This is a genomic window from Halorubellus salinus (assembly GCF_020567525.1).
Taxonomy (GTDB): domain Archaea; phylum Halobacteriota; class Halobacteria; order Halobacteriales; family Natrialbaceae; genus Halorubellus; species Halorubellus salinus.
The window spans coordinates 110,528-133,696 of record NZ_JAJCVI010000006.1; the positions used below are offsets into that span (position 1 = coordinate 110,528).

The 23,169-nt window shown below is 67.0% G+C and carries 22 protein-coding genes and 1 pseudogene; 13 read left to right on the forward strand and 10 right to left on the reverse strand.

Features of this window, described 5'->3' with window-relative positions; translation table 11 throughout:
* Positions 1 to 13 precede the first annotated feature (13 nt).
* The 3 genes from LI336_RS17090 to LI336_RS17100 all read right to left on the reverse strand — a co-directional run bounded on the left by LI336_RS17090 (position 14) and on the right by LI336_RS17100 (position 1,816).
* Positions 14 to 466: a type II toxin-antitoxin system VapC family toxin gene (locus LI336_RS17090; RefSeq protein WP_227134375.1), complete on the reverse strand. Its 453-nt coding sequence runs from the start codon at positions 464 to 466 to the stop codon at positions 14 to 16.
* Positions 467 to 733, reverse strand: a complete 267-nt coding sequence (locus LI336_RS17095; protein WP_227134376.1) for an AbrB/MazE/SpoVT family DNA-binding domain-containing protein — start codon at positions 731 to 733, stop codon at positions 467 to 469.
* Between the two features lie 582 nt (positions 734 to 1,315).
* Complete coding sequence (locus LI336_RS17100) at positions 1,316 to 1,816, reverse strand: hypothetical protein (RefSeq protein WP_227134377.1); 501 nt, start codon at positions 1,814 to 1,816, stop codon at positions 1,316 to 1,318.
* Between the two features lie 165 nt (positions 1,817 to 1,981).
* Here LI336_RS17100 and LI336_RS17105 point away from each other — a divergent pair, with 165 nt between their 5' ends.
* Positions 1,982 to 4,570, forward strand: coding sequence for an ATP-binding protein (locus LI336_RS17105; RefSeq protein ID WP_227134378.1), 2,589 nt, complete (start codon positions 1,982 to 1,984; stop codon positions 4,568 to 4,570).
* 786 nt (positions 4,571 to 5,356) lie between these two features.
* Here LI336_RS17105 and LI336_RS17110 read toward each other — a convergent pair.
* A complete protein-coding gene (locus tag LI336_RS17110) occupies positions 5,357 to 6,757 on the reverse strand; it encodes an ATP-binding protein (protein ID WP_227134379.1) in 1,401 nt (466 codons plus the stop codon).
* Between the two features lie 544 nt (positions 6,758 to 7,301).
* Between LI336_RS17110 and LI336_RS17115 the strand changes: the two are divergent.
* Positions 7,302 to 7,760 (forward strand): annotated as a pseudogene (locus LI336_RS17115) (RNA-guided endonuclease InsQ/TnpB family protein); the annotation flags it as partial.
* Positions 7,761 to 7,771: 11 nt separating this feature from the next.
* Here the strand turns inward: LI336_RS17115 and aglM are convergent.
* Complete coding sequence (gene aglM, locus LI336_RS17120; protein WP_227134380.1) at positions 7,772 to 9,070, reverse strand: UDP-glucose 6-dehydrogenase AglM; 1,299 nt, start codon at positions 9,068 to 9,070, stop codon at positions 7,772 to 7,774.
* Between the two features lie 117 nt (positions 9,071 to 9,187).
* Here aglM and aglF point away from each other — a divergent pair, with 117 nt between their 5' ends.
* From aglF to glmS, 4 genes are all read left to right on the forward strand, one after another.
* Positions 9,188 to 9,940 carry a UTP--glucose-1-phosphate uridylyltransferase AglF gene (gene aglF / locus LI336_RS17125; protein WP_227134381.1) on the forward strand — a complete coding sequence of 251 codons (753 nt, stop codon included), beginning with the start codon at positions 9,188 to 9,190 and terminating at the stop codon, positions 9,938 to 9,940.
* A gap of 316 nt (positions 9,941 to 10,256) precedes the next feature.
* A complete protein-coding gene (glmU, locus tag LI336_RS17130; protein ID WP_227134382.1) occupies positions 10,257 to 11,468 on the forward strand; it encodes a bifunctional sugar-1-phosphate nucleotidylyltransferase/acetyltransferase in 1,212 nt (403 codons plus the stop codon).
* Between the two features lie 157 nt (positions 11,469 to 11,625).
* On the forward strand, positions 11,626 to 12,783 hold the full coding sequence (locus LI336_RS17135) for a sugar phosphate nucleotidyltransferase (RefSeq protein ID WP_227134383.1): 1,158 nt from the start codon (positions 11,626 to 11,628) through the stop codon (positions 12,781 to 12,783).
* Between the two features lie 3 nt (positions 12,784 to 12,786).
* Complete coding sequence (glmS, locus tag LI336_RS17140; RefSeq protein WP_227134384.1) at positions 12,787 to 14,808, forward strand: glutamine--fructose-6-phosphate transaminase (isomerizing); 2,022 nt, start codon at positions 12,787 to 12,789, stop codon at positions 14,806 to 14,808.
* Positions 14,809 to 14,930: 122 nt separating this feature from the next.
* On the opposite strand, the gene LI336_RS17145 is transcribed toward glmS, so the two are convergent.
* On the reverse strand, positions 14,931 to 15,344 hold the full coding sequence (locus LI336_RS17145; protein ID WP_227134385.1) for a JAB/MPN domain protein-containing protein: 414 nt from the start codon (positions 15,342 to 15,344) through the stop codon (positions 14,931 to 14,933).
* A gap of 90 nt (positions 15,345 to 15,434) precedes the next feature.
* On the opposite strand from LI336_RS17145, the gene LI336_RS17150 reads away from it, so the two are divergent.
* Positions 15,435 to 16,262, forward strand: coding sequence for an undecaprenyl-diphosphate phosphatase (locus LI336_RS17150; RefSeq protein WP_227134386.1), 828 nt, complete (start codon positions 15,435 to 15,437; stop codon positions 16,260 to 16,262).
* 27 nt (positions 16,263 to 16,289) lie between these two features.
* Here LI336_RS17150 and LI336_RS17155 read toward each other — a convergent pair whose 3' ends face one another.
* Positions 16,290 to 16,958, reverse strand: a complete 669-nt coding sequence (locus LI336_RS17155) for an MBL fold metallo-hydrolase (RefSeq protein WP_227134387.1) — start codon at positions 16,956 to 16,958, stop codon at positions 16,290 to 16,292.
* Between the two features lie 97 nt (positions 16,959 to 17,055).
* A complete protein-coding gene (locus tag LI336_RS17160) occupies positions 17,056 to 17,268 on the reverse strand; it encodes a hypothetical protein (protein WP_227134388.1) in 213 nt (70 codons plus the stop codon).
* Between the two features lie 177 nt (positions 17,269 to 17,445).
* On the opposite strand from LI336_RS17160, the gene LI336_RS17165 reads away from it, so the two are divergent.
* Complete coding sequence (locus tag LI336_RS17165) at positions 17,446 to 17,952, forward strand: hypothetical protein (protein WP_227134389.1); 507 nt, start codon at positions 17,446 to 17,448, stop codon at positions 17,950 to 17,952.
* A gap of 31 nt (positions 17,953 to 17,983) precedes the next feature.
* Here LI336_RS17165 and LI336_RS17170 read toward each other — a convergent pair whose 3' ends face one another.
* The gene (locus LI336_RS17170) at positions 17,984 to 18,361 is read right to left on the reverse strand and encodes a DUF7969 family protein (RefSeq protein WP_227134390.1); all 378 of its coding nucleotides are present in this window, start codon (positions 18,359 to 18,361) and stop codon (positions 17,984 to 17,986) included.
* A 209-nt stretch (positions 18,362 to 18,570) separates the two neighbouring features.
* On the opposite strand from LI336_RS17170, the gene LI336_RS17175 reads away from it, so the two are divergent.
* The 4 genes from LI336_RS17175 (at position 18,571) to LI336_RS17190 (ending at position 21,423) form a co-directional block, all read left to right on the forward strand.
* Positions 18,571 to 19,755, forward strand: a complete 1,185-nt coding sequence (locus LI336_RS17175) for an MFS transporter (protein WP_227134561.1) — start codon at positions 18,571 to 18,573, stop codon at positions 19,753 to 19,755.
* 85 nt (positions 19,756 to 19,840) lie between these two features.
* The gene (locus tag LI336_RS17180; protein WP_227134391.1) at positions 19,841 to 20,692 is read left to right on the forward strand and encodes an eIF2B alpha/beta/delta subunit family protein; all 852 of its coding nucleotides are present in this window, start codon (positions 19,841 to 19,843) and stop codon (positions 20,690 to 20,692) included.
* Positions 20,693 to 20,774: 82 nt separating this feature from the next.
* On the forward strand, positions 20,775 to 21,158 hold the full coding sequence (locus tag LI336_RS17185; RefSeq protein ID WP_227134392.1) for a DUF7522 family protein: 384 nt from the start codon (positions 20,775 to 20,777) through the stop codon (positions 21,156 to 21,158).
* A gap of 121 nt (positions 21,159 to 21,279) precedes the next feature.
* Entirely contained in the window at positions 21,280 to 21,423 is a 144-nt protein-coding gene (locus LI336_RS17190) for a hypothetical protein (protein ID WP_227134393.1), read from the forward strand.
* An 82-nt stretch (positions 21,424 to 21,505) separates the two neighbouring features.
* Here LI336_RS17190 and LI336_RS17195 read toward each other — a convergent pair whose 3' ends face one another.
* Positions 21,506 to 22,597 (reverse strand): DUF7350 domain-containing protein, encoded by a 1,092-nt coding sequence (locus LI336_RS17195; RefSeq protein WP_227134394.1) that lies wholly within the window; start codon positions 22,595 to 22,597, stop codon positions 21,506 to 21,508.
* Positions 22,598 to 22,632: 35 nt separating this feature from the next.
* On the opposite strand from LI336_RS17195, the gene LI336_RS17200 reads away from it, so the two are divergent.
* Positions 22,633 to 23,127: a halocyanin domain-containing protein gene (locus LI336_RS17200; RefSeq protein WP_227134395.1), complete on the forward strand. Its 495-nt coding sequence runs from the start codon at positions 22,633 to 22,635 to the stop codon at positions 23,125 to 23,127.
* The last annotated feature ends 42 nt before the right edge of the window (positions 23,128 to 23,169 follow it).

The following is a 23,169-nucleotide window of genomic DNA, read 5'->3' on the forward strand; positions in this document are numbered from 1 at the left end:
ATTTTGAGAGGAGTCAAGAATATGACTCGAACTCGGCTAGCACTTCGTCCGAGACCGGTTGGAGGTAATGGAAATCCTCGTCGTCGCAGAGTCCACGGAAATCTGTGTCCGTGGAAATGATCTTGTCTACGTTCGCGCTGCGTGCAGCGGCGATGTAATAGCAATCATAGACGTCGTGGCCGTTGTACTCCGCGATCTGGTAGGCGTCCTGAACGACGTCTTTCTGGATCTGGGTGAAGTCTATCGGTTGGTCGAGAAGGCCTTTGACTGCGTGTTCAGCGCGGTCTTGGTCGATGCCGAACTCGTTGGTCAGAAGCCATTGTACTCGCAATGGCGCGTACCCGAATGTGACGAGTGTATCTTCACCTCGCAGAGCTGGTGCCAGTTCGGTTGTGACGCCATCGTTGCCGGGGTGGTCTTGAACGAGAAGGATAGCGAGAGAGTTGACGTCAGCGAGTAGTCGCATCTAGTTCGTTCCCCCGAAGGTCGCTTCGCCCGCATCGGGGAACGCATTCGATTCCTTCCATTCGTCTTCGCTCTTCCCTGATTTGACGGTGGTGAGTTCGGGGAGTTTGCGCTCGAGGTGGATGTCACCGCCCTCGATTACGACGTCGAACTCGTCGCCTGCGTCAAGTTGCAGGGCGTCCCTAACTTCTTTCGGGATGGTGAGGCGTCCTCGGTCGTTGAGTTGCGTTGTCGGGTCGTCGCCGTTCTGATCTCGGGTTCGACTCATAGAATCACCACAATTGTCTCTGATTTGTTCCATCAACATAAATCTGTGGGAATGTTCCAGTTCGGGGACTGTCTACGTGTGAGAGGAGACGACGACGTGGCACTGGTTATGAATGTGGGTGGGGTTGAAAGGGGCCGGGGGTGGGGCGAACCCCGGCGATGCAAGCACCGTTGGCGAGCGAGCGTGAGCGAGTGAGTCGCGGCGCGCAGCGAGCCGCGGGAGTCGCACGCCCGGGGGGCTTTCTGGTTCCTAGTTGACCGTTAGCGGGCTTGATGGTGCGATTTATGCGTGGTTTCGGTGTAGGGGTGCTAACGCTCGATTCCGTGTATGTCACGCCAAGCCGATCCTGTTGACGGTCTTCCTGTTCGCTCGGACGATGCTCGAACGTATCTTCGGATTCGACCATCGAACGACCCACTTGATGTCGAGACGGTCCTCACGCAACTCGGGAGTCTCCATCAGCTCGAGTGCCCGCGTGATGGGCCGTGGTACAGGCGTGTGTTCGAGTCCACGCGGCCGACGTTCGAAGTCCTCCTCGTGAGTGATGGGACGACCACGACCTACTACGTCGGTGCGGATACGTCAGTGATCGAGTCGGTGGAGCGGGTGTTCAGGAGCCTCTATCCGGATTCGTACGAGTTCGAGCGGGTGGCGTGGGCGCCTGATCGTGTGCTCGTCGATTGCGATGATCTCGCCGCCGTCGAGTATACTGGGAGAGTGGATCGGCCACGGGATTGGCAGACGCAACTCGCGAGTTTCGAGTCGTTCTGCACCGACGAGCATGCGCGCATCCCCTTGGCGTCGGTCGCCGAGGGGATGGCTGGGGTGGACGTGCCCGTGGTGTATCAGGTGCTCTTTCGGCCAAGGGCTGATTGGACGGGCGAGCGCGACGAGCGGGTTCTCGCGCTCCGAGAGCAACGCGAGACGATAGGGGACCAGTTCGCGAGCGCGCTCTTCGGGCCTCCCGAGGAGCCTGTCGTCCCAACGGGTGACGAGGCGCGGATCGAGGAACTTTCTGAGAAGCATCCGCGGCGGTCGTTCGACGTGAACGCACGCCTCGTCGTCGGCGACCCACGAGCCCAAACCGAGGTCGAAGCAATCGCGCGCGATCTTGCTGGCGCGCTCTCACAGGTCAGTCGGACGACCTACGAAGCCACAGGCCGCGTCCTGACGGGATCGAGCGCACAACGTGCCCTGGGAGACGTCCGGGAGCGAGAGACACACGAGCCGGCGTACAGTCGCTTCGGAGTGCGGCCATGGGGGCGTTCGGAGAGTCGCGGGCTCGTTCTCGACGACCAGGAACTCGGGGGGCTCACCGTCGTCGACGGGACGGCGCTCACGGACGCCGGCGAGCGGACAGTCGAACCCACGCCTGGTGAGAACCACTCCATCCAGCGACCACCACCCACCATCCTCGAACAGTACAGACAGACCGGGCTCACGCTCGGGCACCCACTCACCGAAGACAGGGACGCCGAGACGGAACCGATCGCGCTCCCGGAGGACTTGCAGCCGATGCACGTGGCGTGGTTCGGGAAGACCGGGTCAGGGAAATCCACGGCGTTGACGTCGGCGATGCTCGACAACCACCAGGCGACAAACGGCGCCAGCATCCTCATCGACCCGAAGGGTGACGGGATGGCCACAGACTACATGCGGGCACACTACGCGACGTACGGCCACCTCAATAACGTCCTGTACTTCGATTGTGCACGGACGCTCCCCGCGTTCTCGTTCTTCGATATCCGCGACCAACTCGACGCAGGCGTCCCACGGACGACCGCGGTCGAGGATAGCGTCGACCACTACATCGAGATCCTCGGCCAACTCATGGGCACGGACCGCTTCGAGCGCGCCGTCCGCTCCCCGGACATCATCCGGTACATGGTCAAAGCCCTCTATGACCCCGTCAGTGGCGACGACGCGTTCTCCCATAGGGACCTCCACGACAGTATCAGGAAACTCCACGAACGCCAGAGCGCCCCCGCGGTCTCGGACGACCACCTCGAACGCATGCTCGCGGGCGTCACCGCGAACAGCGCGCGCTCGTTCGACGAGATCATGCAAGGCGTCGCCAACAGAATAGAGAAGATCCCCATCGACCAACGCTTGGCCGCCATCTTCGACCACGTCCCGCGAGAAGAAGACCCACACTTCGACCTCATCGAGTACCTCGACGAGAACGTCGTCATCATCCTCGACACCGGCAGTCTCCGCCCCAGCGCACAACGCGCCCTCACCCTCGTCGTCCTCTCGAACCTCTGGACCGCACTCAAACGCCGCCGCAAACACACCGACGGGGAACTCTCACTGGTGAATCTGTACGTCGAAGAAGCCGCGAGCATCGCCGCCTCCGACCTCCTCAGCGAACTCCTCGCCCAAGCCCGGAGCTTCGGGTGCTCACTCACACTCGCGATGCAGTTCCCCGCCCAACTCGAACACGAAGACAGAATCTACGACGAAATCCTGAACAACGTCTCAACCATCGTCACCGGGAACGTCCCGAGCGACCGCGAACTCGCCATGCGACTCGCCACCGACGACATGAACGCGAAACAGGTCGGGAATCGACTGCGCGCCCTCCAACGCGGGCAATGGCTCGTGAAACTCCCGAACGCCTACGGCCAGCCCGAACCACGACCATTCAGTATCGAATCCGTCACCCCACCCGCAGGCCACCCCGCTCACGACCACACGCCACCGCGCACCGACGAATGGGCGTTCCAGGACACTCTCCTCGACGTCCACGAACGAACCACCGAAACGTGTGGACTCACCCTCGACGCACCCACCACGACGAGCAACGACGACAAGCCCACAAGCGACGACCCCTCCGACGACGCGGACGACACAGAAACCAGTCCCGACCGCGTGCGCGTCGACTCCGCCCTCCCACACACGAACCGCATGCCCCCGACGGTCACCTACGAGCACACCACCCACGCACTCCGCTGTACTGAATGCGAGAACCGCTACAACCCCACCATCACGGGCATGAAACGCGCCATCTCCTGCTGCGATACCCTCGACAATATCGACCGCGAGGACGTCCCCATCTGCGACCTCAACCTCAAACTCACCCCCGAAGAACGCGCCGTCACCGACTGGACCACGAAACAACTACTGTTCCTCCAAGCCGTCTACAACGCCCAACAACTCCGGTACGACCCACTCGAATACGACCTCCTCCGAGACTCCATGATCCGCCTCCAGGAATACGTCGACATCGAAAGCAACGCGATCCAAGACCTCATCGACGCCGACCTCCTCCGACACGACACCGACCACCCACACCGCCTCTACACCGTCCCCCCAGACGGCAGAACCATCATCGGCGAAAGCTACCGGCAAGGCGTCGACTACGGCCACGGCCACGGCGACCTCGAAGAATCCAGCCTCCACGTCCTCGCCATCGAAGTCGCCCGCCAATACCTCAACCAAGAATACGTCGAGAACCCAGAATCCGAAGTTACACAGACGATCCCGTACTACGACATCGACGAACGACGCCGCCTCGACCTCGCCGGCATCAACGACAACGGCGAAGTCATCGTCGCCGTCGAAGCCGAACGCATCAACCACGACATCCACCACGCCGTCCCAGAAGACTACGACAAAATCGCCGACACCAACGTCGACGAAGCCATCTGGGTCGTCATGAAACAAGCCGACGCCCACAAAATCCTCGCCGTCCTCAACAACCCACCCGACGGCACCACCAGAATCGAGAAAACCTACGCCAAAACCACCCCACCACAACAGTTCCGCATCGACACACCCGGCCTCACCGCCATGTACCCCGTCGAATGGCTCCGCGACAAACTCCACGACTCATAATCACCGAACGCCCGCCAAAACGCCCCAGAACCAATCTAGCCCCCACAGCATCCCTCCCACAATCCTCATAATCAGCCCTCACACCCGCAAGAAGACCCCTCCGTGACTTACGTAATGGTGAACTAGACAACATCGACGAGGCCGAACCACCAATCACGAACACGCCAAACGGGGATTCAAGCCCTGAAACCCCTCCCCACAAGATTCACAACACACCCAGGACACCCAACCACCCATCGCTCACCCCCAAAACCCCCAGACGCGAACCGATTATGAAAACTCCAACCCACCTCAACACCACACACCCCCACACACACCCAGCACCCCCGAACACCACCACAAACCACCCACACAACACCCCACCCCCCCACGAATCACGTCACACCCCCATCCCGAACATCCCAGTACTAGTCTCACCTCCACCATCGCCACGCCGTCTCTTGCGGTGAATTCCTCTGATTATGGAAGCGATGATAGTCGTGCTGTGGTCTCGATATCGCCAACGCTCGCTTCTCGTTGCGTGATTGGGAGTAACTGACGCCTGCATCAGGGGCCTTGAGCGGGCGGCGGCGACGAAGCCCGGGCGCGTCCTCGCGTCGGTACTGGCTCCACCGGAGCCGCCGGAACCGGGAGCAACACGGGACGCCAACGCGAGCGAAAGGGAGGACTCAAGAGACGACGCCGACGACGAATGATAACGCCTGCGGATTGTAGCACTCGACGCCGTCGCATCGGGATGTAGCCCTGGGATCGGAGTCTTGGGACGAGAGGGTCTCGAACGGTCTCCTAGCGCTCGTCTGCCGTGAGCGCGGTCACGACGTCGGTGACGGTGAACAGGCGGAGGTCGTCTCGTTCGTCGGCTGCTTCTTCGACGGAGGGCTTGAAGCCACTTCGAGAGAAGAGTGCGTATTCAACGACCCGGTCGCTACCGTCCTGTGGCGACCAGCGGAGTTCGTCGGCGTGACCGTGGAGGTTCGACAGCGCGCCATATCCGAGTGGGGACTGTTGGAACTTGCACTCGCCGACGATCAGCGTCTCGCTGGTTGTCAGGCCGACAACGTCGATCTCGTGCTCGCCGTACCACCACTGTCCGATGTTCGGTATCGTGTGCTCGGGGTAGAGCGTTCGGAGTGCGGAACAGCACAGGTCTTCGAACGAGTGGCTGACGAAGTCGGCGAGTTCCGGCTCGATGAGTGCGTCGTAGGCGTCGGTGCCCAGTTCGTCGTACTGCTCGCTCGTTCCGTACATGAAGTGGAACCAGAACCGGAAGAAGGGGTCACGGATGCGGTATCGACTGCGCTTGCTGCGTTCTTTCCGTTCCGTGATGGGGACGTGCTGGTCGATGAGGCGGAGTCGGGACAGGCGGTTGAGGTACTTCGAGAGTTGGTTATAGTCTATACCGGTTCTCCCCGCGATTTCGTTCCGGCTGGTGTTCCCGCCGGCGATGGCTTCGAGGATCGAGAAGTATCGCGTCGGCTCGGTGAGTTCCATCCGGAGGACGTAGTCGGGTTCGTCGTGGAGTGTCCCGTGCCGGGAGAGGATCGTGCGCTGGACGTTCTCCCCGAGCGTTGCATCGGGCGAGACTTCTTCGAGGTAGTACGGGACGCCGCCGAACACGCCCCACGTTAGGACCTGTTCCTCGGGTGTGTACGTATCGTCGAAGAACGCCATGGCGGCGGTGAATGGAAGTTGCCTGACGTCGAGCTTCACTGACGAGCGACCGTAGAGCGGGCTGTTTCCGAGGAGGGCTGCATCTTCCATCATGCTGATTGACGACCCGACGAGTACGAACGTGGGAGCTGAATCGTCGAGTTCGTGGTCGAACATCGCCTGAAACACGGATGGGAGGCTCTCGTCTTGTTCGACGAGGTACGGGAACTCGTCAAGGACGACGATGGCGTCCTGTTCGGCGAGATAGCCGAGGATCTCCTCCCAGTCTTCACGGATTCGCGCCACGCCGGGATATGGTTCTGCCGCCGTGTCGATGAACTGCTGGAGCTGGAGCGCACTCGTCTTCTGTTTTGCCTGGTAGACGATCGAATCGTCCCGTCGCTTCAATGATTCCTTGACTAGGGCAGTCTTTCCGAGACGACGACGGCCAAAGATAACGGCGAGCTCGGCATCGTCCGAAGCGTAGAGTTCACGGAGACGGGCGAGTTCCTCCGTCCGGTTCACGAAATCGGGCATACAACACGGACGAGCAGGCCAGTAATAGTACTTTCTATAATCATACTTGAGAGTACGATACTTCAGAGTATCATATCTGTGTTCTGTGGCTACATGCAAACCCGTCGTTTGGCCACTGGGTTGGATCGGCGTCGGGGACGGCTGGCTGTTCGTGGAGTCGAGGGCCTCTTCGTCGGTTTCCCGTTGTGTTCTTGCGCACGTTGCCAGTTCTTCCGAAAGTGGTCCTGTAGCGTCGCTGGTGTCCCAAGAGGGTCGATAGGCGTAGATCGTCGTCTCCGCGGACAGGGGGTTCGACCGAATCGAGGGACTCGATGTCGAGAACCACCGCGAGATGTACTTAGTGAGAGTCGTCGTTGCCCCTCTGTCGTCAGCTATCGAGTCGAGGGCGAACGACACGTCGAGACACCCTATGGATTCCCGGTGTGGATACCTCCAAGTCGTCGTGGGTCCCGGTGAGTGAGTGAGTGAGTGAGTGGCTGCGTGTTACCTGAATTGAGGCGCTAAGGCCCCTCCCTCAACGAACGAGCGAAGCGAGTGAGTAGGACTCTCGAACTACTACGCCACCGAGTACGACCTTGTGGCAGTCGAGGACTTGGACGCGAAGGGGTTAGTCGAACTACCTGGCAACTCACGGAACCGCGCAGGAGCGGGGTGGGGGACGTTCCTGCGGATGCTTGAGTACAAATGCGAGCGGGAAGGAACGCACTTCGTCGCCGTGAACCCGAGAGGGACGACCAAAGAGTGTGCGTCCTGCGATGTCTCGACGGACAAGCCGCTGTGGGTCCGTGAACACTCGTGTCCGGCGTGTGGATTCGAGGCGGATAGAGACGTGAATGCGGCATCGAATATCCTTTCTCGCGGTATCAAGAAGCGGTTAGGAGCGGGACGCTCCGAATCAACGCCTGTGGAGACTGCGCTCCCTGTGGATACGTCCGTATCTGCAAAGTGCGTCGTGGAAACAGGAAGCCCCACCCTCAAGCACGAGCCGTCAGGCGAGCGGTAGGGTGGGGTAGTTCACCAGGTCAGGCCTTCGTACGTCATGCCGTCGCGCGGTTCGACGCCCCGTCGACCATCGATGACGATCTGTGAGTGCATGGTGTCGAATTCGTCGTCGAGTGCTTGGAATTCGTCCCAGTCGGTGGTGACGAGGGCGGCGTCGGCGTTCTCGAGTGCGCTGGCGGCTGAGTCGGCGTAGTCGAGGTCGGGGAAGTGTTCGCGCATGTTGTCGGTGGCGACGGGGTCGTAGGCGACGACGGTGGCGCCGCGTTCTTGGAGGCCGGCGATGACGGGGATGGCGCGGGAGTTGCGGACGTCGTCGGTCCCGGGTTTGAACGCGAGGCCGAGGACTGCGACGCGTGCGCCGTCGACGTCGACGTGTTTCTCGAGGAGTTCGAGCATGCGTTCGGGCTGGTTCTCGTTCACGGTCACTGCGGCGTCGAGCATCGCGGGTTCGTAGCCGTGTTCGCGGGCGGCGTGGATGATGGCGGCGAGGTCTTTCGGGAAGCAGCTGCCGCCCCAGCCGAGGCCGCTGCGGAGGAATTTCGCGCCGATGCGGTCGTCGAGCCCGATGGCGTCGGCGATCTCGTAGGTGTCGATGCCGTATTCCTTGCAGATGTTCCCGATGTCGTTGATGAGGCTGACCTTCGATGCGAGGAACGCGTTGTTCGCGTATTTCACCATCATCGCTGTGGGGACGTCGGTCTCGACGATGGGGACCGCTTCGCCGTCGGCGGTGCGGGCGTCGAGGAGTGGCGCGTAGCACTCGTGGAGGGCGTCGAGTGCGCGTTCGTCGCCGGGACGGGTGCCGAACACGAGCTTGTCGGGGTGGAGGAAGTCGTGGACGGCGCTGCCTTCGCGCTGGAACTCGGGGTTGGTGGCGACGGAGACGCGGTCGTCGGCGTGCGCTTTGATGCGGGGGGCGAGTCGGTCGTCGACGACGTCGGGGAGGACGGTGCTCTTGACGACGACGACGTGCTCTTCCACGTCGGCGAGGGCGTCGCCGGTCATCTCGCTGGCGGCTTCGAGCGCGCTGGTGTCGATGCTGCCGTCGGCGTTCGAGGGCGTCTGGATGGCAAGGAACGTGAGGTCGGTGTCGGGGAGCGCTTCGTAGTCGGTGGTCGCTCGCAGGCGGCCGCCGGCGTGCTCCGCGACGAGGTCGTCGAGGCCGGGTTCGTGGATGGGCGAGTCGCCGGCGTTGATCGCGTCGACGATGCCCTGGTCGATGTCGACGGCGACGACGTCGTGGCCGAGGTCGGCGAGGCAGGCCGCGATGGTGGTTCCGACGTACCCGCTCCCGACGACGCTTACCTTCATACGTGTGAGGGAGTCGACGCTTGCTGTTAATTATGCCGGTCCTACCGGCGGGATTGCGCCCCTGGGTGTGGTGGTAGCGGGCGCGTAGTAATGTCCCAACGCGGGCCTGTGTGGGGTATGAAAGCTGTCGTGCTCGCGGCGGGGAAGGGGACGAGATTGCGTCCGTTGACCGCGGACAAACCGAAGGCGCTCGTCGAGGTGAACGACCGACCGATCCTCTCACATTGCTTCGACAGGCTCGGGGAACTCGGCGCGGAGGCGTTCGTGACCGTGATCGGGCATCGAGGCGACCAGATACGCGAGTACTACGGCGACGAGTACGAGGGCGTCCCCATCACGTACACCGAGCAGTCGGAGCCGAATGGGATCGCCGACGCGCTGCTCTGTGCGGAGCCGTACGTCGACGGCGACTTCATGCTGATGCTCGGCGACAACGTCTTCCAGGCGAACCTCGCCGACGTCGTGAACCGCCATCAGGAGTCGCGCGCGGACGCGGCGTTCCTCGTCGAGGAGGTGCCGTGGGAGGACGCCTCCCGGTACGGCGTCTGCGATACGAACAAGTACGGCGAGATCACGGACGTCATCGAGAAGCCCGCGGACCCGCCGAGCAACCTCGTGATGACGGGGTTCTACACGTTCACGCCCGCGATCTTCGACGCGTGCCGGCTCGTGATGCCGTCTGATCGTGGCGAGTACGAGATCAGTGACGCCATCGACCTCCTCATCCGGAGCGGCCGCACCATCGACGCCCTCCGACTGAAGGGCTGGCGGGTGGACGTCGGCTACCCCGAGGACCGCGACAAGGCCGAAGCCCTCCTCCGTGGCGAGGTCGACCCTGCGAGCGAGGAGCTCGTGGAGACCGCGGACTAGTCGTGCGTGCACTCGGAGCTGGTTCGTCCCCGGCGAGCGACCGCCTCGCCGCCATCGAGCACGGTCCTGCCGGCACGGGCAACGTTGGATTCGAATCCACCTACGAGCGCGGATCCACGTACGAGCGCGGCGCTGCGTGCGAGCGTGGATTCACGTGCGAGCGCGGCGCTGCGTGCGAGCACGGATTCACGTGCGAGTGCGGCGCTGTGACCGCGAGCAAGGGTGTGACTTTTGTGCCGCCGGTTGGATTTGGAGATATGAACGAAGTCGGGTGGTCCCTGCTTGGCGCTCGGTCCGCGGTGGAGGTGCGTCGCTCGTGAAGGCGGTCGTCGTCGCAGCGGGCGAAGGGACGCGGATGCGGCCGTTGACGCACAGTCGCCCGAAGCCGATGCTCCCGATCGCCGGGGCGCCGATGGTCGAGCGCGTGCTGGACGCGTGCGAGCCGTCCGTGGACGGGTTCGTGCTCGTGGTCGGCTACGAGGCCGAGGCGATCCGCGACCACTTCGGCGCCGAGCACGCCGGGCTCCCGGTGGAGTACGTGGAGCAGGGCGAGCAGCTCGGGACGGCGCACGCCATCGGGCGTGCCGCTGGCGTTGTCGACGAGCCGTTCGTCGCGCTGAACGGCGACGTCGTCGTGGACGAGGCCCTCGTCTCGGCGCTCGCCGCGGCGGCGGCGGACGGCGAGAACGCGGTCGCGACGATGCACGTCGCGGACCCGCGGAACTACGGCGTCGTGGACGTCACCGACGGGTACGCGACGGGTATCGTGGAGAAGCCGGCGGACCCGCCGTCGACGCTCGCGAACCTCGGGCTGTACGCGTTCGACCCGAGCGTGTTCGCGTTCATCGACGAGACCGGGCTGTCCGAGCGCGGCGAGTACGAGATTACGGAGACGATAGAGCGGATGCTGGACGCGGGCAAGGACTTCCGCGTGGTCGAGCACGACGGCGACTGGCTGGACGTCGGTCGCCCCTGGGAGTTGCTGGACGCCCAGGAGGTCCTCCTCGCGGACCTCGAACGCGACGTGCGGGGGACCGTCGAGGACGGCGCGACCGTCACGGGACCGGTCGTGGTCGAGGAGGGTGCGACGATCCGGACGGGGAGCGTCGTCGAAGGGCCCGTGGTCGTGAAGGCCGGTGCGACGGTCGGGCCGAACGCGTACGTGCGAGGGTCGACGGTCCTCATGCCGGGCGCGAAGGCGGGGACGTCCGTCGAGGTGAAGAACTCGATACTCATGGAGGACGCGACGGTCCCGCACCTGTCGTACGTCGGTGATTCCGTGCTCGGTCGAGACGTGAACCTCGGCGCGGGCACGCAGGTCGCGAACCTCCGGCACGACGACGCGAACGTCCGCATGGGCGTGAAGGGCGACCGCGTCGACACCGGCCGGCGGAAGCTCGGCGTCGTCGCCGCGGACGGCGTGAAGACGGGTATCAACGCGAGCCTGAACGCCGGCGTGAAGCTCGGCGTCGGTGCGACGACGAGACCCGGCGAGAGCGTGACGCGCGACCGGGGAGAAAACTTATGACCGATACTTGTTGTGGATTTGATAACGTGAGAGACGTCTGGGGACCGAAGCGAAGGACGACGGGCGGGGACCGATCGAGGGAGGACGCTGACGCCCGAGGGGGCGGTCGACCGAAAGGTAGTGAAGGGCACGTGACAGCGAGTGGGGGTGCCAGGGCGTGAAGGCGGTCGTGCTCGCCGCGGGCGAGGGCCGCCGATTGGAGCCGCTGACGAACCGGCGACCGAAGCCGATGCTCCCCATCGCGGGGAAGCCACTCCTGGAGTACGTCTTGGAGGCGATAGTGGACGCTGGGATCGACGAGGTGGTGTTCGTCGTCGGGTACGCGCGCGACCGCATCCAGACGCACTTCGGGGACGGCGACGACTGGGGGGTCGACGTCGAGTACGTCGTCCAGGAGAAACAACTCGGGACGGCGCACGCGGTCGCGCAAGCGGAGGCTGCGGTGAACGACGCGTTCGTCGTCCTGAACGGCGACCGCATCATCGAGCCGTCGGCCGTGACGAGCGTCGCCGAGCGCCTGGCGCGCGACGGCGGCCCGGTGATGACGGTGACGCGCTCTGCGGACCCGGGTGCGTACGGCGTCGTCGAGCTCGACGGCGACCGCGTCGTCGACATCGAGGAGAAACCGCGCGAGGCAGCATCCGAACTGATCAACGCGGGCGTGTACGGCTTCGAGCGGTCGGTGTTCGACGCGATCTCGGAGACGCCGCCTGACGACGCGGGCGAACGAGGGATACCCGATACGCTCGCGGGGTTCGTCGCGGACGGGGGCGTATCTGCGGTCAGGTACGGTGGGCTCTGGGAGGACGTCTCGCATCTCTGGGACGTCACGCGCGTCACGGGACACGTCCTCGACCGGGACGGGAGTACGCGCGACGGCGACGTCGCCGAGACCGCGTCGGTCGCGGACCCGGTTCACGTCGGTGCGGGGACGTCCGTGGACGCGAACGCGACCCTCCGCCGCGGGTGTTCGCTCGGCGAGAACGTCTCCGTCGGGGCGAACGCGGTCCTGTCGAACGCGGTCGTGCTCGCGGACGCGGTCGTCGAGGACGGGGCTGTCGTCCGGGACGCGGTCGTCGCGGAGAACGCGCACGTCGGCGCGAACGCGACCGTCGTCGGCGGCGAGACGGACGTCCTCGTCGACGGCAACCTGTACGCGGACGTGCGCCTCGGCGCGGTCGTCGGCGACAACGCCACCGTCGGTGGTGGCACGACCGTCGCCGCGGGAACCGTCCTCGGGGACGGTTCGACCGTCGAAGCGGGCTGTACAGTGTCCGGACGCGTTCCGAGCGACACCGAAGTCAGGAGGGGATAACGCATGTGTGGTATCATCGGGTACATCTCGAACGAAGACGGGGGGAATGGACGCGACGACGAACACGGCGGCGGCGAACGTGCAGACGGCGGGCCGACTGGTGGCGGCCGGGCGCTCCCGGTGCTCGTGGACGGCCTCCGGAATCTCGAGTACCGCGGGTACGATTCGGCGGGCGTGGCGCTCGTCGAGGACGACGCGGTCGCGGTCCACAAGCAGCAAGGCGTCATCGACGACCTCGCCCTCCCGGACGCGCACCCAGCGACCTGTGGCGTCGGGCACACGCGCTGGAGTACCCACGGGAAGCCGACGGACGCGAACGCCCATCCCCACACTGACTGTACGGGGGACGTTGCGGTCGTCCACAACGGCATCATCGAGAACTACGACCACCTACGCGCCGAACTGGAGGCGGCCGGGCACGCGTTCTCGAGCGAGACCGACACGGAGGTCGTCCCGCACCTCCTGGAGGCCGAACTCGCGGCACGACGCGAAGCGGCGACCGACGGTGGCCGCGTCGACGAGGACGGCGACGCCGGCGGCGCCGAGAGTGCGGCCGACGGCGACGGCGAACCCGTCGACGACGTTGGTCCGTATCGGACCGCGAGCACGTCCGGCGGGTTCGGTGACGTCGACGTCGTCGCGGCGGTCGAGGCGGTCGTCGACCGCCTCGAGGGGAGTTACGCGGTCGCGGTGACGGTCGCGGGCCGCGAGGAACTCGTGGTCGCACGCCAGGACAGCCCGCTCGTGCTCGGGCTCGGCGACGGCGCGAACTTCGTCGCGAGCGACGTGACGGCGTTCGTCGAGCACACGCGCGAGGTCGCGTACCTCGAGGACGGCGACGTGGCCCGGGTCACCGGCGACGCGGTCGACGTCCGGCACGACGGCGCGTGGGTCGAGCGCGACCGGAAGACCGTCGACTGGGAGGCCGAAGCCGCCGAGAAAGGCGGGTACGACCACTACATGCTCAAGGAGATCTACGAGCAGCCGGGGGCGCTCCGGCAGACGCTCTCCGGGCGCATCGACGAGGTCGCGGGCGACGTCGACCTCGACGTCGACCTCCCCGCGGACGTCCTCGCGGACGTCGAAGAGATCCAACTCGTCGCGTGCGGCACGAGCTATCACGCCGGGTTGTACGCGCGCCGGCTCCTCGAAGAGTTCGCGGACGTCCGCGTGACCGTGGAGGTGGCGAGCGAGTACGAGTTCACGGGCGGCCGGGACCCGTGGGAGACGCTCGTCGTCGCGGTGACGCAGTCCGGGGAGACCGCGGACACGCTGTCGGCGATGCGGAAGGCCGCGAAGGCTGGTGCGCGGACGCTCGCCGTGACGAACACCGTCGGCTCGACCGCCGCGCGGGAGGCCGACGACGCGCTCTACATCCGCGCCGGCCCCGAGATCGGGGTCGCGGCGACGAAGACGTTCGCTGCGCAGGTCACCGCACTCAGTCTCCTGACGGTGCACGTCGGGCGGCGGCGCGGTGCGCTCTCCTCGGAGCGCGCGAGCCACCTCCTCGAGAACCTCCGTGGCCTCCCGGGCGCCGTCCAACAGCTCCTCGACGCCTCCGACCGCCTGCAGGCGGTTGCGAGCGAGTACGTCGACGAGGACGCGTACTTCTTCGTCGGCCGCCAGCTCGGGAGCGCGGTCGCACTCGAGGGCGCGCTGAAGCTCAAGGAGATCGCGTACGTGCACGCCGAAGGGTTCCCGTCGGGCGAACTGAAGCACGGAACGCTCGCGCTCGTCACCGAGGACACGCCCGTCCTCACCGTCCTCACCGAGGGCGCTCGCCCGAAGGAGACGCTGAACAACGTGAAGGAGGTCGAATCACGGGGTGCGCCCGTGATCGGGTTCTCGTCGTACGACGCCGCCGCGAACTACCTCGACGTCGAGATACCCATCCCGGACCTGGGCGTGCTCGAACCGCTCGTCGCGAACGTCGGCCTCCAGCTGTTCGCGTACCACGTCGCGAACGAACTCGGGCGCGCCATCGACAAACCCCGGAACCTCGCCAAGAGCGTCACGGTCGAGTAAACTGCCCGCAAGAGCATCCGGCGGCCGCCAAGCCGCCGGTTCTCGATCTATTGATTCGAGTGAACTGACCGTACGAGGGTCCGGCGGCCGCCGGGCCGCTGGTTCCGCGCGGTGGTCGAGGGCTAGATCTCTGCTTCTGGTGGTTCGGCGTCGACGACGACGAGTTCCTCGCGGTTGCTCCAGCGGTCGTAGACGGCGACGTTCTCGGGCGTCCACGGTGGGACGGCGACGAAGACGGTCGCGTGCAGGTCGTCCTCGATGGATATCTCGGGGTTCCCGTCGGGGTGGGAGACGAATCGGCCCTGGGTCTGCGCGGAGGGCGTGGAGAGGTCCATGCCGAACACGGCGGTGATGCTCTCACCGGTCTGGGGCAGGTAGAAGTCCGTGAAGACGGGCGTCTCGGGGCTTGCGTCGTCGACGTCGCCGTCGAGGTTGCCGGCTGCTGTCGTCGCCAGGGTGGCGGTGACGGAGTTCGGTTCCGCGTCTTCGGCGAACTCGCAAAGCACCTCGAGGAGCCCGCGGGTCGCGTATATCACGCGTCACTGTACGAGGTGGTGACGTGTAAGGCCGTCGGGCGGTCGCCTGGAACCGTGGGGGCTATGTAGTCGCCGCGGCGACGCGGTGGTATGGCCGGAGAGTTCGTTGTGGCGTTCCTCGTCGGGCTCGTGCAAGGCGTCTTCGAGTGGCTGCCGATATCGAGCGAGGGGAACGTCGCCATCGCGCTCCGGGCGCTCGGGCGGTCCCCGGAGGACGCGGTCGGGTACGCGCTGTTCTTGCACGTGCCGACGGCGATAGCGGCGACGGCGTACTATCGCGCGGAGTTCCGCGAGGTGCTCGCTGGCGCGCTGGACTGGCGGCCGGCGTCGGCGTTCGACGAGCACGCCGTCCTCACGTACCTCGTCGGTGCGATGGCGGTCTCGGGAGTCGTCGGTATCGTGGCGTACGCGACCCTGGAGGCGGTCGTGAGCGAACTCGCGGGCGGTGCGTTCGTCGCGCTCGTCGGCGTCCTCCTCGTCCTCACGGGCGTCGTCCAGCGGTACGCGAGCCCGGAGATAGACGCCGGCGAGAAGGACCCGGACGCGGTCGACGCGGTGTTCGTCGGCGCGATGCAGGGACTGGCGATCCTCCCGGGCGTGTCGCGCTCGGGGACGACCGCGAGCGCGCTCCTGTTCCGCGGGCACGACGGCGAGAACGCGTTCCGGCTCTCGTTCCTCCTGTCCGTGCCCGCGGGCCTCTCCGCGGGCGCGCTCGAAGTCGTCCAGCAGGGCGGTCTCCCCGGTGTCGCGCTCGCGCCGACGCTCCTCGCGCTCGTCGTCGCCGGCGTCGTCGGCTACCTCACCATCGACGCCCTCATGCGCGTCGTCGAACGCGTCTCGTTCTGGCTCGTCTGCGTCGCACTCGGCTCGCTCGCCATCGTCGGCGGCGGCATCCTCTACGTCGCGTTCCCAGCGTAAGTCGACCGCTCGAGAAGTCCAGGGTCGTCAGGAGAGCGCGCTCTTCAGGGTCTTCGCGTACAGCCCGAACATGCGTTTCCGCGAACCGGAGAGGGCATCCTGGAGCGCGCCGGTCGCGCCCTTCGTGATGCCGGCGCCGTGCGCGCAGTAGAGCTCGCCCGGCGAGAGGTCACCGAGCTTCTTCCGGGGCGGGACCGCCCGCAGCATCGGGTGGACGCCGAGTTCCTCGTCACCGGTCGTGTAGTAGTCGACCGTCCCGACGGCCTCGCTCACCCAGAGCTCGCCGGATTCGTCGTCCCAGAGCGCGATCTCGTTCCAGAACGGCCAGTTCACGACCGGGATGACGCTGAACCGGTCGAGGACGCCCCGGAGCGGTTTCGTCTCCGCGTCCAGGCTCGTCTTCCCGAAGAACTCGGGGACGAACACGGGGACGTCGTGGCGACGCGCGACCGCCGCGCAGTCGCGCTCGTGGCGGTCGAGCGTGAGGACGACGCCGGCGACGTCGCCGAGCGCCGCGAGGTGGTCGTCGAGGTCCGCGATGTCGACCGGGTCGATGACGTACACGCCGTCGTCCGTCCGGAACGCGTGACTCGCTCGCTGCATCCCCTCTTCGGGGTACGCGATCCAGCCGAAGCCGTCGTCGTCCTCGCGAACGACCTCGTAGGCGTCGGCCGTCCCCGACTGTTTCATAGGCATACCCGTTCATAGGATGGGGACCGGCATAAAGCGCCGCCTCGCGGCACGACTTCACGGCGGCGTCGCCCGAACTCGTCGTCGGTGTGCCGACGACCGGTCACTTAACGCGGAACGGGTTCTCGTCGTCGCCGTCGTCGTCGCCGCCGTCGCCGAACGGTTTGCGTGCGGTGAGCGTGAGCGTCGCCTCCGGGGCGTCCCCGTCCTCCCACGGCGACTCGTACACTGACACCTCCGCTTCCGTGACGTCCCACCCGCGGTCTTCGAGGAGTGCCACCAGTTCTCGCTGCTCGTCGAGCACGTCGTCTCGCATACCGGACTCCAGGGCTGGCGGGGACTTGGGTTCGTCGGGTGTCACGCTCGCCGTCGATGGGTGGCGTCGGCGGGTGGCGGCAGCGGTTGGCGTCGGCGGGTAGGGTCGTCGGAGTACGTCGGGAGTCGGCTGGCGTCGTCGCGGCGGATTCTTCCGTGGCGCGCTCGGAGGGACGGTATGGACTCGCTTTCGGACCCTGGCCGGCTCTACGATGACGATGCCGTCGACTGGCGCGACCGGAGTCACGCGGTCGACGCGGAGCGCTTCGACGGGATCCGCGACCAGGTGGACAGTCACGCCGTCGTCGGCATCACGGACGGTGACGGGCGCGTATGCTGTCACGACGACGGCGTGCACGGGTGGACGCTCCCCGCGACGACCGTTCCGGACGGCGGGGACTGGGCGGTGACTGCGCGCCGCGACCTCGGCGAACTGCTCGGTGTTTCGCTCGCGCTCGGATCCCCGGAACGCATCCGGCACGTCGCGTTCACGGTCGACGACGCCGAGGACGCCCGTCGCGTGGACACCTTCGACGTCGTCTTCCCCGCACGCGTCGACGCCGCGGACGCGTCGCCGACCGCGAGCATCGACACCGAGGGCGACGCCGCACTCGCGTGGTTCGACGACGTCCCACCGGGTCAGGACGGCGAGCTCGTCGACGACGTCCGACTGTTCCTCGAGTAGGCGTGCTGGCTGACCGTCGAGGACCCGGAGTTCAGGGCGAGAAGTCGAACCGCGGTCGGTCGATGTCGGGCGTCCGATGGTCGACCTCCGTCCCGTCGGCGTACTTCACGTAGTTGAGGTAGAACGTTCGCCCGCAGCCGTCCTCGTCGGGCCGCGGGTCGTTCGCGCCGCCCTCGCCCGCGGGCATCGCGCCCGCTGGGGGCGTGGCGTCCGTCGCGTCGCCGTCGCGGGCGCCGTCGCCGAGGCAGACGAACCGGATGCCGTCGCCGTCCTCGACGTCGTCCGTGGTGTCCGCGTACGTCCAGCCGTCGAGCGGTTCTCGCGTCACGCACTTGTCGTTCATGTACGCGTCGCGCTCGACGCCCGTGACGGCACCGCAGTACGGACAGTGGTAGGTGACCCAGACCATCTCGTCGATACGTAGGCGCCGAACGGATTTATGTACCGTCCCGAACGCGACCGTCGAGACTGCCGGGGTTCGCGGGACGCGTGCCGTCGGAGTCGGTGGAGACCGACAACCTCGTAGGACGGCGACGCGTACTCTCGCTCGTGACCGACACGGCCGCCGGTGCGGAATCCGAGGGCGTCGAGAGCGCGCGCGGCGCTCGCGGCACGCGCCTGGACCGCGTCCGCCTCGGGCTCGTGGTGTGGGGCGTCCTCGTCTCGCAGGTGTTCCTCTACCCGGGCCTCGAGGAGACCGTCGCGGCGGTCGGCGGCGGCGACGGTATCCTCGCACCGACGTGGTTCCTCGTCGCCGAGTTCGCCGCGTTCGTGACGTTCGCGGTCGCGTGGGGGCTTCTCAGTGACTCCGTCGGCCGGCGCGTGCCGTTCGTCGTCGTCGGCGCACTCGGCGGTGCCGCGAGCTACGTCGCGGTCGCACTCGCGCCGAGCGTCGGCCTCGACTTCGGCGTCGTCCTCGTGCTCCGCGTCGTCGGCGGCGCGTTCACCATCGGCGCGTTCTCGCTCGCCATCACGATGCTCATGGACCTCGCGGGCGGGAACGGCCGGAACATGGGTGCCGCCGGGACCGCCATCGGGCTCGGCGCGGCCCTCGGCGCGGTCGTCGGCGGCCAGCTCGCCGCCCGCGACCCGCTCCTCCCACTGTACGGCGGCGCGGCCGTCCTCGTCGCGGCAGCGGCCCTCGCGGCGACCGTCCCCGACCGCGGCGGCGGTGGCGGCCTCCCCGTCGCGACCGTCGTCGACCGCGTCCGCAATCGCCCCGCGCTCCTCGTCCCGTACGCGTTCGGGTACGTCGACCGGTTGACTGCCGGGTTCTTCGCGCTCGCCGGGGTCGCGTACGTCCGCGAGGCGTTCAACGTCGACGCGGCCACCGCCGGCCTCACGCTCGCGTTGTTCTTCCTGCCGTTCGCCGCGCTCCAGTACCCCGTCGGGTCGCTCTCCGACCGCATCGGCCGCTACGTCCCGGTCGTCGGCGGGAGCATCCTGTACGGCGTCGCCATCGTCGCCGTCGGCCTCGCCCCCTCGTACGCGGTCGCGGCCGCACTCCTCGTCGCCGTCGGCGTCTGCGGCGCGTTCGTCGCTCCGGCGACGATGGCGCTCGTCACCGACGTCGTCCCCGCCAGCGAGCACGCGTCCGCGATGGGTGGCTTCAACGTCTTCGGTAGTCTCGGGATGCTCAGCGGGTTCCTCGTCGGCGGGCTCGTCACCGCCGAGTACGGGTTCCTCGCCGCGTTCCTCGTCGCCGGTGGCCTCGAGATAACGATCGCGATCGTCGCGAGCACCGCCATCGCTCGCATCGCGGACCCGTCGACGCGTTCGGGCGCGAGCGCCGACGGTAGCTGAATCGACCCCCTCGCTTCTCGCGTCGAAACCGGGGCGGGTCGGCGAGGTGGAAAGGCCTATGCCGTCGGTGGGCGACGGTGCTGGCATGATAGACGAGACCGTCGAAGAGATAGCGGAGATGCAGACGCACTCGTCGTCGGTCGTCGCCGTGAAGGCTGCGCGAGCGCTCGCGGACCTGACCGAGCGCGAGTTCGCGACGGTCGAGGAGTACGAGCGGTCGCTCCAGCGGAACGCGCAGGCACTCCGGCGTGCGAACCCGAGTCACGCGAGCCTCCACAACGCGATGGCTCACGTGGTCGCGGGCGTCGAGGACGCCGACCCCGGGGACGTCGCGGCGGCGAAGGCGGCGACGACGGCCGCCATCGACCGCGTCGTCGACACCATCGAGGCCGGGAAGCACGAGGCCGCGGAGAACGCCGCGACGTACCTCGAGGACGGCCAGACGGTGCTCACGCACGACTACTCGTCGACGGTCCTGGAGGCGGTCGAGAGCGCGACACGGGACGGCAAGTACCTGGAGGCGTACGTGACCGAAGCGCGACCGCGGTACCTCGGCCGGAAGAGCGCGCGCCAGCTCGCGGCGTACGACCGCGTCGACACGCACCTCCTCACGGACTCGGCAGCCGGCTACTACCTCGAGGAGTGCGACCTCGTCGTCGTCGGCATGGACTGCATCGTCGGCGACACCCTCTACAATCGCGTCGGGACGTTCCCCATCGCCGCGACCGCCGCACGCCTCGACGTCCCCGTCGTCGTCGTCGGCTCCGACGCGAAGATCATCGAGGACGGGTTCGTGTTCGAGAACGAGTTCCGCTCGCCGAGCGAGGTGATGCGTGAACCCGCCGAAGGGTTCAGCGTCGAGAACCCCGCGTACGACGCCACGCCCGTCGACCTCCTCGACGCCGTCATCACCGACGAGGGCGTCCGGTCGCTGTAACGGCCAGGCACCGCCCCCGACCGCTCCCAGGCCGTGGGAATCAGTGTCATGGTTCTTCTGTCGAGGGGGCGACGGTTCGCGTATGTCGCCCGACCTGCTCAGCGACGCGACCGAGACCGAGCTCGTCCGAACCACGCGCACCGTCGTCGGCGACGGCGTCCGCAGCGTCACGTACTTCACGCCCGACTACGTCGAACAGCTCTACCTCCGCGACGACCTCGAACCCGACGCCGACGTCGCCGGGTTCGCCGACACCGAACGCCTCGGCTTCCGCTCGCAGACCGACTACGACGACAGCGAACTCGGCGAGTACACGTTCACCATCCGCGTCTTCGACCACGGGTACCTCACGCGCGTCATCCACGACGACCACGGCGTCTTCGTCACCACCGACCCGTTGACCCGGGACCACTTCGAGGAGCTCGCCGCCGCGCTCCACGAGGAGCTCCGCGCGCTCGCGGACTGACCGGGCGCGTCGACGACCGACCGCCCACGGCCGACGCATGAGGTGCGTCGACGACCGACCGTCCACGACCGACGCATCCGTCCCCAACAATCAACTACCCGACCCGAGAAGCGCCGGGTGCATGCTCGACGCCGAACCAGTCGTCTGCATCGACTGTGGGAACCTCCACATGGAAGGCGGACAGGGACCGGAAGACATCGACGCGTGCGTCGTCTGCGACGGCGACGTCGAGGACGTCGAACTCGACGACGTCATCGGCCTCTAGCCGCCGTCGAACCCCGTCTCCTCGTTCGACTCGACGACCCGAGCAGTGCCGACAGTGGCGGATCGGACGCGGATGCCGGGGGTCAGTCGACGGTGACGCGGACGGGTTCGACGTCGAGGAACGCGGTCTCGTAGCCCTCGTGGCGTGCGACCTGTGGTGGGGTGAGCGGCTCGATGCCGACCGCGGTCGCGTCCACGAGGCCATCGACGCTGGCTCCGTAGTGGTAGCCGAGTTCGGGGTCGAGCGTCCGGTCGAGGATGCGTTCGGTCGTCGCTCCGTCCTCGCGTTCGACGGTCGCGCGCAGGCCCATCGCGGGGAGGACGAGGTCGTTATACGGCGTGTGCGCGAGCACCGCGAGGTAGGCGGCGTCCGCGGGTGCGTCCGCGTCGACGCGCTCGGTCGCCGCTCGACCCGTGAGAGCGCGGACGTCGAACGCGACGTCGGCGGTGGTCGCTCGCCCGAGCCGGCTGCCGGGCGGGTCGGCCGGGACGGCCGCGGCAGGCATCGACCCGGGCGGGGTCGTCGGGAGCGCACCGCGCGTCCCCGGGTCGTCGGCGCGGACGACCTCGAGCGCGTCCCGGTCGCTTCGCGCGTACTCGAACGCGAACGTGTGACTCGCCGGCTCGCCGAAGCGCCCGGCGAACGCGCCGGTGCGTCGCCCCTGGAGGCCGCCAACGGCGACCGTCGCCGCGTACGCGCCGTCGCCGTCGAGCGCGAAGTTGTCGCCGTAGTGGAACCCCATCCCCTGCGACACCATCGCGTACACCGCCTCCTGTGCGACGAGGGCGTCGTCGCGCGTCACCTCGACGGTCAGGCCGACCTCGGGGAGGACGACGCCCGTCTCGGGGTCCCACGCGAGCGCGACCAGGTGCACGTCGTCCTCGGATTCGACCGCGCGACGGTACGTCTGCTCGCCGACGACCTCCCAGAACCTGACCGGTGGGCCGTACGCGAGCGCCAGCCGGAACGGGCCAGCGTCCGCGACGCCGACCGTCCGCAGTCGCGGCGCCGCGACCGGTCGGTACACTCCCTGCGGCGGGTCCTCGACGCGCGGCGGCGGCACGTAGTCGTCGCTCCCGGTGGCGAGACAACCCGCGCTGGCGGCGGTCCCGGTCGCGGCGACCGCGACGCCGGCCGTGCGAGCGACGCGAGCGAGCAGCGAACGACGACGCATAAGCGTTAGTACGAGACCCCCCTACAAAACCGAACGTGCAAACCCCCGACTCGACGAGCGACGACGTACCCGGCGACGACGAGCAGTCTGGACGACGTCCGCGGCGAGCGGTACTGGCGATGACTGCCGGGACCGCGGCCGCGGCGCTCGCCGGCTGCCTGAGCAGCGGCTCGGGAGGCGACGATGGCGACGGAGAACTCGACGACTGGCTCGGTGCCCTCGAGGCGTACGACGGTCCCGTGGACCGCACCGGCGAGGACGAGGTCGCGGTGACGGTCGGCGCGGAGAGTGACGGCCTGGCGTTCGACCCGCTCGCGGTCGCGGTCGACGTCGGGACGACCGTCGTCTGGGAGTGGACGGGGCGGGGCGGCCGGCACAACGTCGTCGACCGCGACGGCGCGTTCGCGAGCGAGTACCACGACGACGAGGGCGCGACCTTCGAGTACACGTTCGATGAGACGGGAACGTTCGCGTACTACTGCGATCCACATCGGGCGCTCGGCATGAAGGGCGGCGTCCGCGTTCGCTGACGCGACGCCACCCAGCCAATCGCCTAGGTTTAGGTCCGACCC

Excerpts from the sequence above, each read along its gene's own strand:
- LI336_RS17090 (WP_227134375.1), bottom strand. The coding sequence starts at position 466 with ATGCGACTACTCGCTGACGTCAACTCTCTCGCTATCCTTCTCGTTCAA.
- LI336_RS17095 (WP_227134376.1), bottom strand. The coding sequence starts at position 733 with ATGAGTCGAACCCGAGATCAGAACGGCGACGACCCGACAACGCAACTC.
- LI336_RS17110 (WP_227134379.1), bottom strand. The coding sequence starts at position 6,757 with ATGCCCGATTTCGTGAACCGGACGGAGGAACTCGCCCGTCTCCGTGAA.
- aglM (WP_227134380.1), bottom strand. The coding sequence starts at position 9,070 with ATGAAGGTAAGCGTCGTCGGGAGCGGGTACGTCGGAACCACCATCGCG.
- aglF (WP_227134381.1), top strand. The coding sequence starts at position 9,188 with ATGAAAGCTGTCGTGCTCGCGGCGGGGAAGGGGACGAGATTGCGTCCG.
- glmS (WP_227134384.1), top strand. The coding sequence starts at position 12,787 with ATGTGTGGTATCATCGGGTACATCTCGAACGAAGACGGGGGGAATGGA.
- LI336_RS17150 (WP_227134386.1), top strand. The coding sequence starts at position 15,435 with ATGGCCGGAGAGTTCGTTGTGGCGTTCCTCGTCGGGCTCGTGCAAGGC.
- LI336_RS17155 (WP_227134387.1), bottom strand. The coding sequence starts at position 16,958 with ATGCCTATGAAACAGTCGGGGACGGCCGACGCCTACGAGGTCGTTCGC.
- LI336_RS17160 (WP_227134388.1), bottom strand. The coding sequence starts at position 17,268 with ATGCGAGACGACGTGCTCGACGAGCAGCGAGAACTGGTGGCACTCCTC.
- LI336_RS17165 (WP_227134389.1), top strand. The coding sequence starts at position 17,446 with ATGGACTCGCTTTCGGACCCTGGCCGGCTCTACGATGACGATGCCGTC.
- LI336_RS17170 (WP_227134390.1), bottom strand. The coding sequence starts at position 18,361 with ATGGTCTGGGTCACCTACCACTGTCCGTACTGCGGTGCCGTCACGGGC.
- LI336_RS17180 (WP_227134391.1), top strand. The coding sequence starts at position 19,841 with ATGATAGACGAGACCGTCGAAGAGATAGCGGAGATGCAGACGCACTCG.
- LI336_RS17185 (WP_227134392.1), top strand. The coding sequence starts at position 20,775 with ATGTCGCCCGACCTGCTCAGCGACGCGACCGAGACCGAGCTCGTCCGA.
- LI336_RS17190 (WP_227134393.1), top strand. The coding sequence starts at position 21,280 with ATGCTCGACGCCGAACCAGTCGTCTGCATCGACTGTGGGAACCTCCAC.
- LI336_RS17195 (WP_227134394.1), bottom strand. The coding sequence starts at position 22,597 with ATGCGTCGTCGTTCGCTGCTCGCTCGCGTCGCTCGCACGGCCGGCGTC.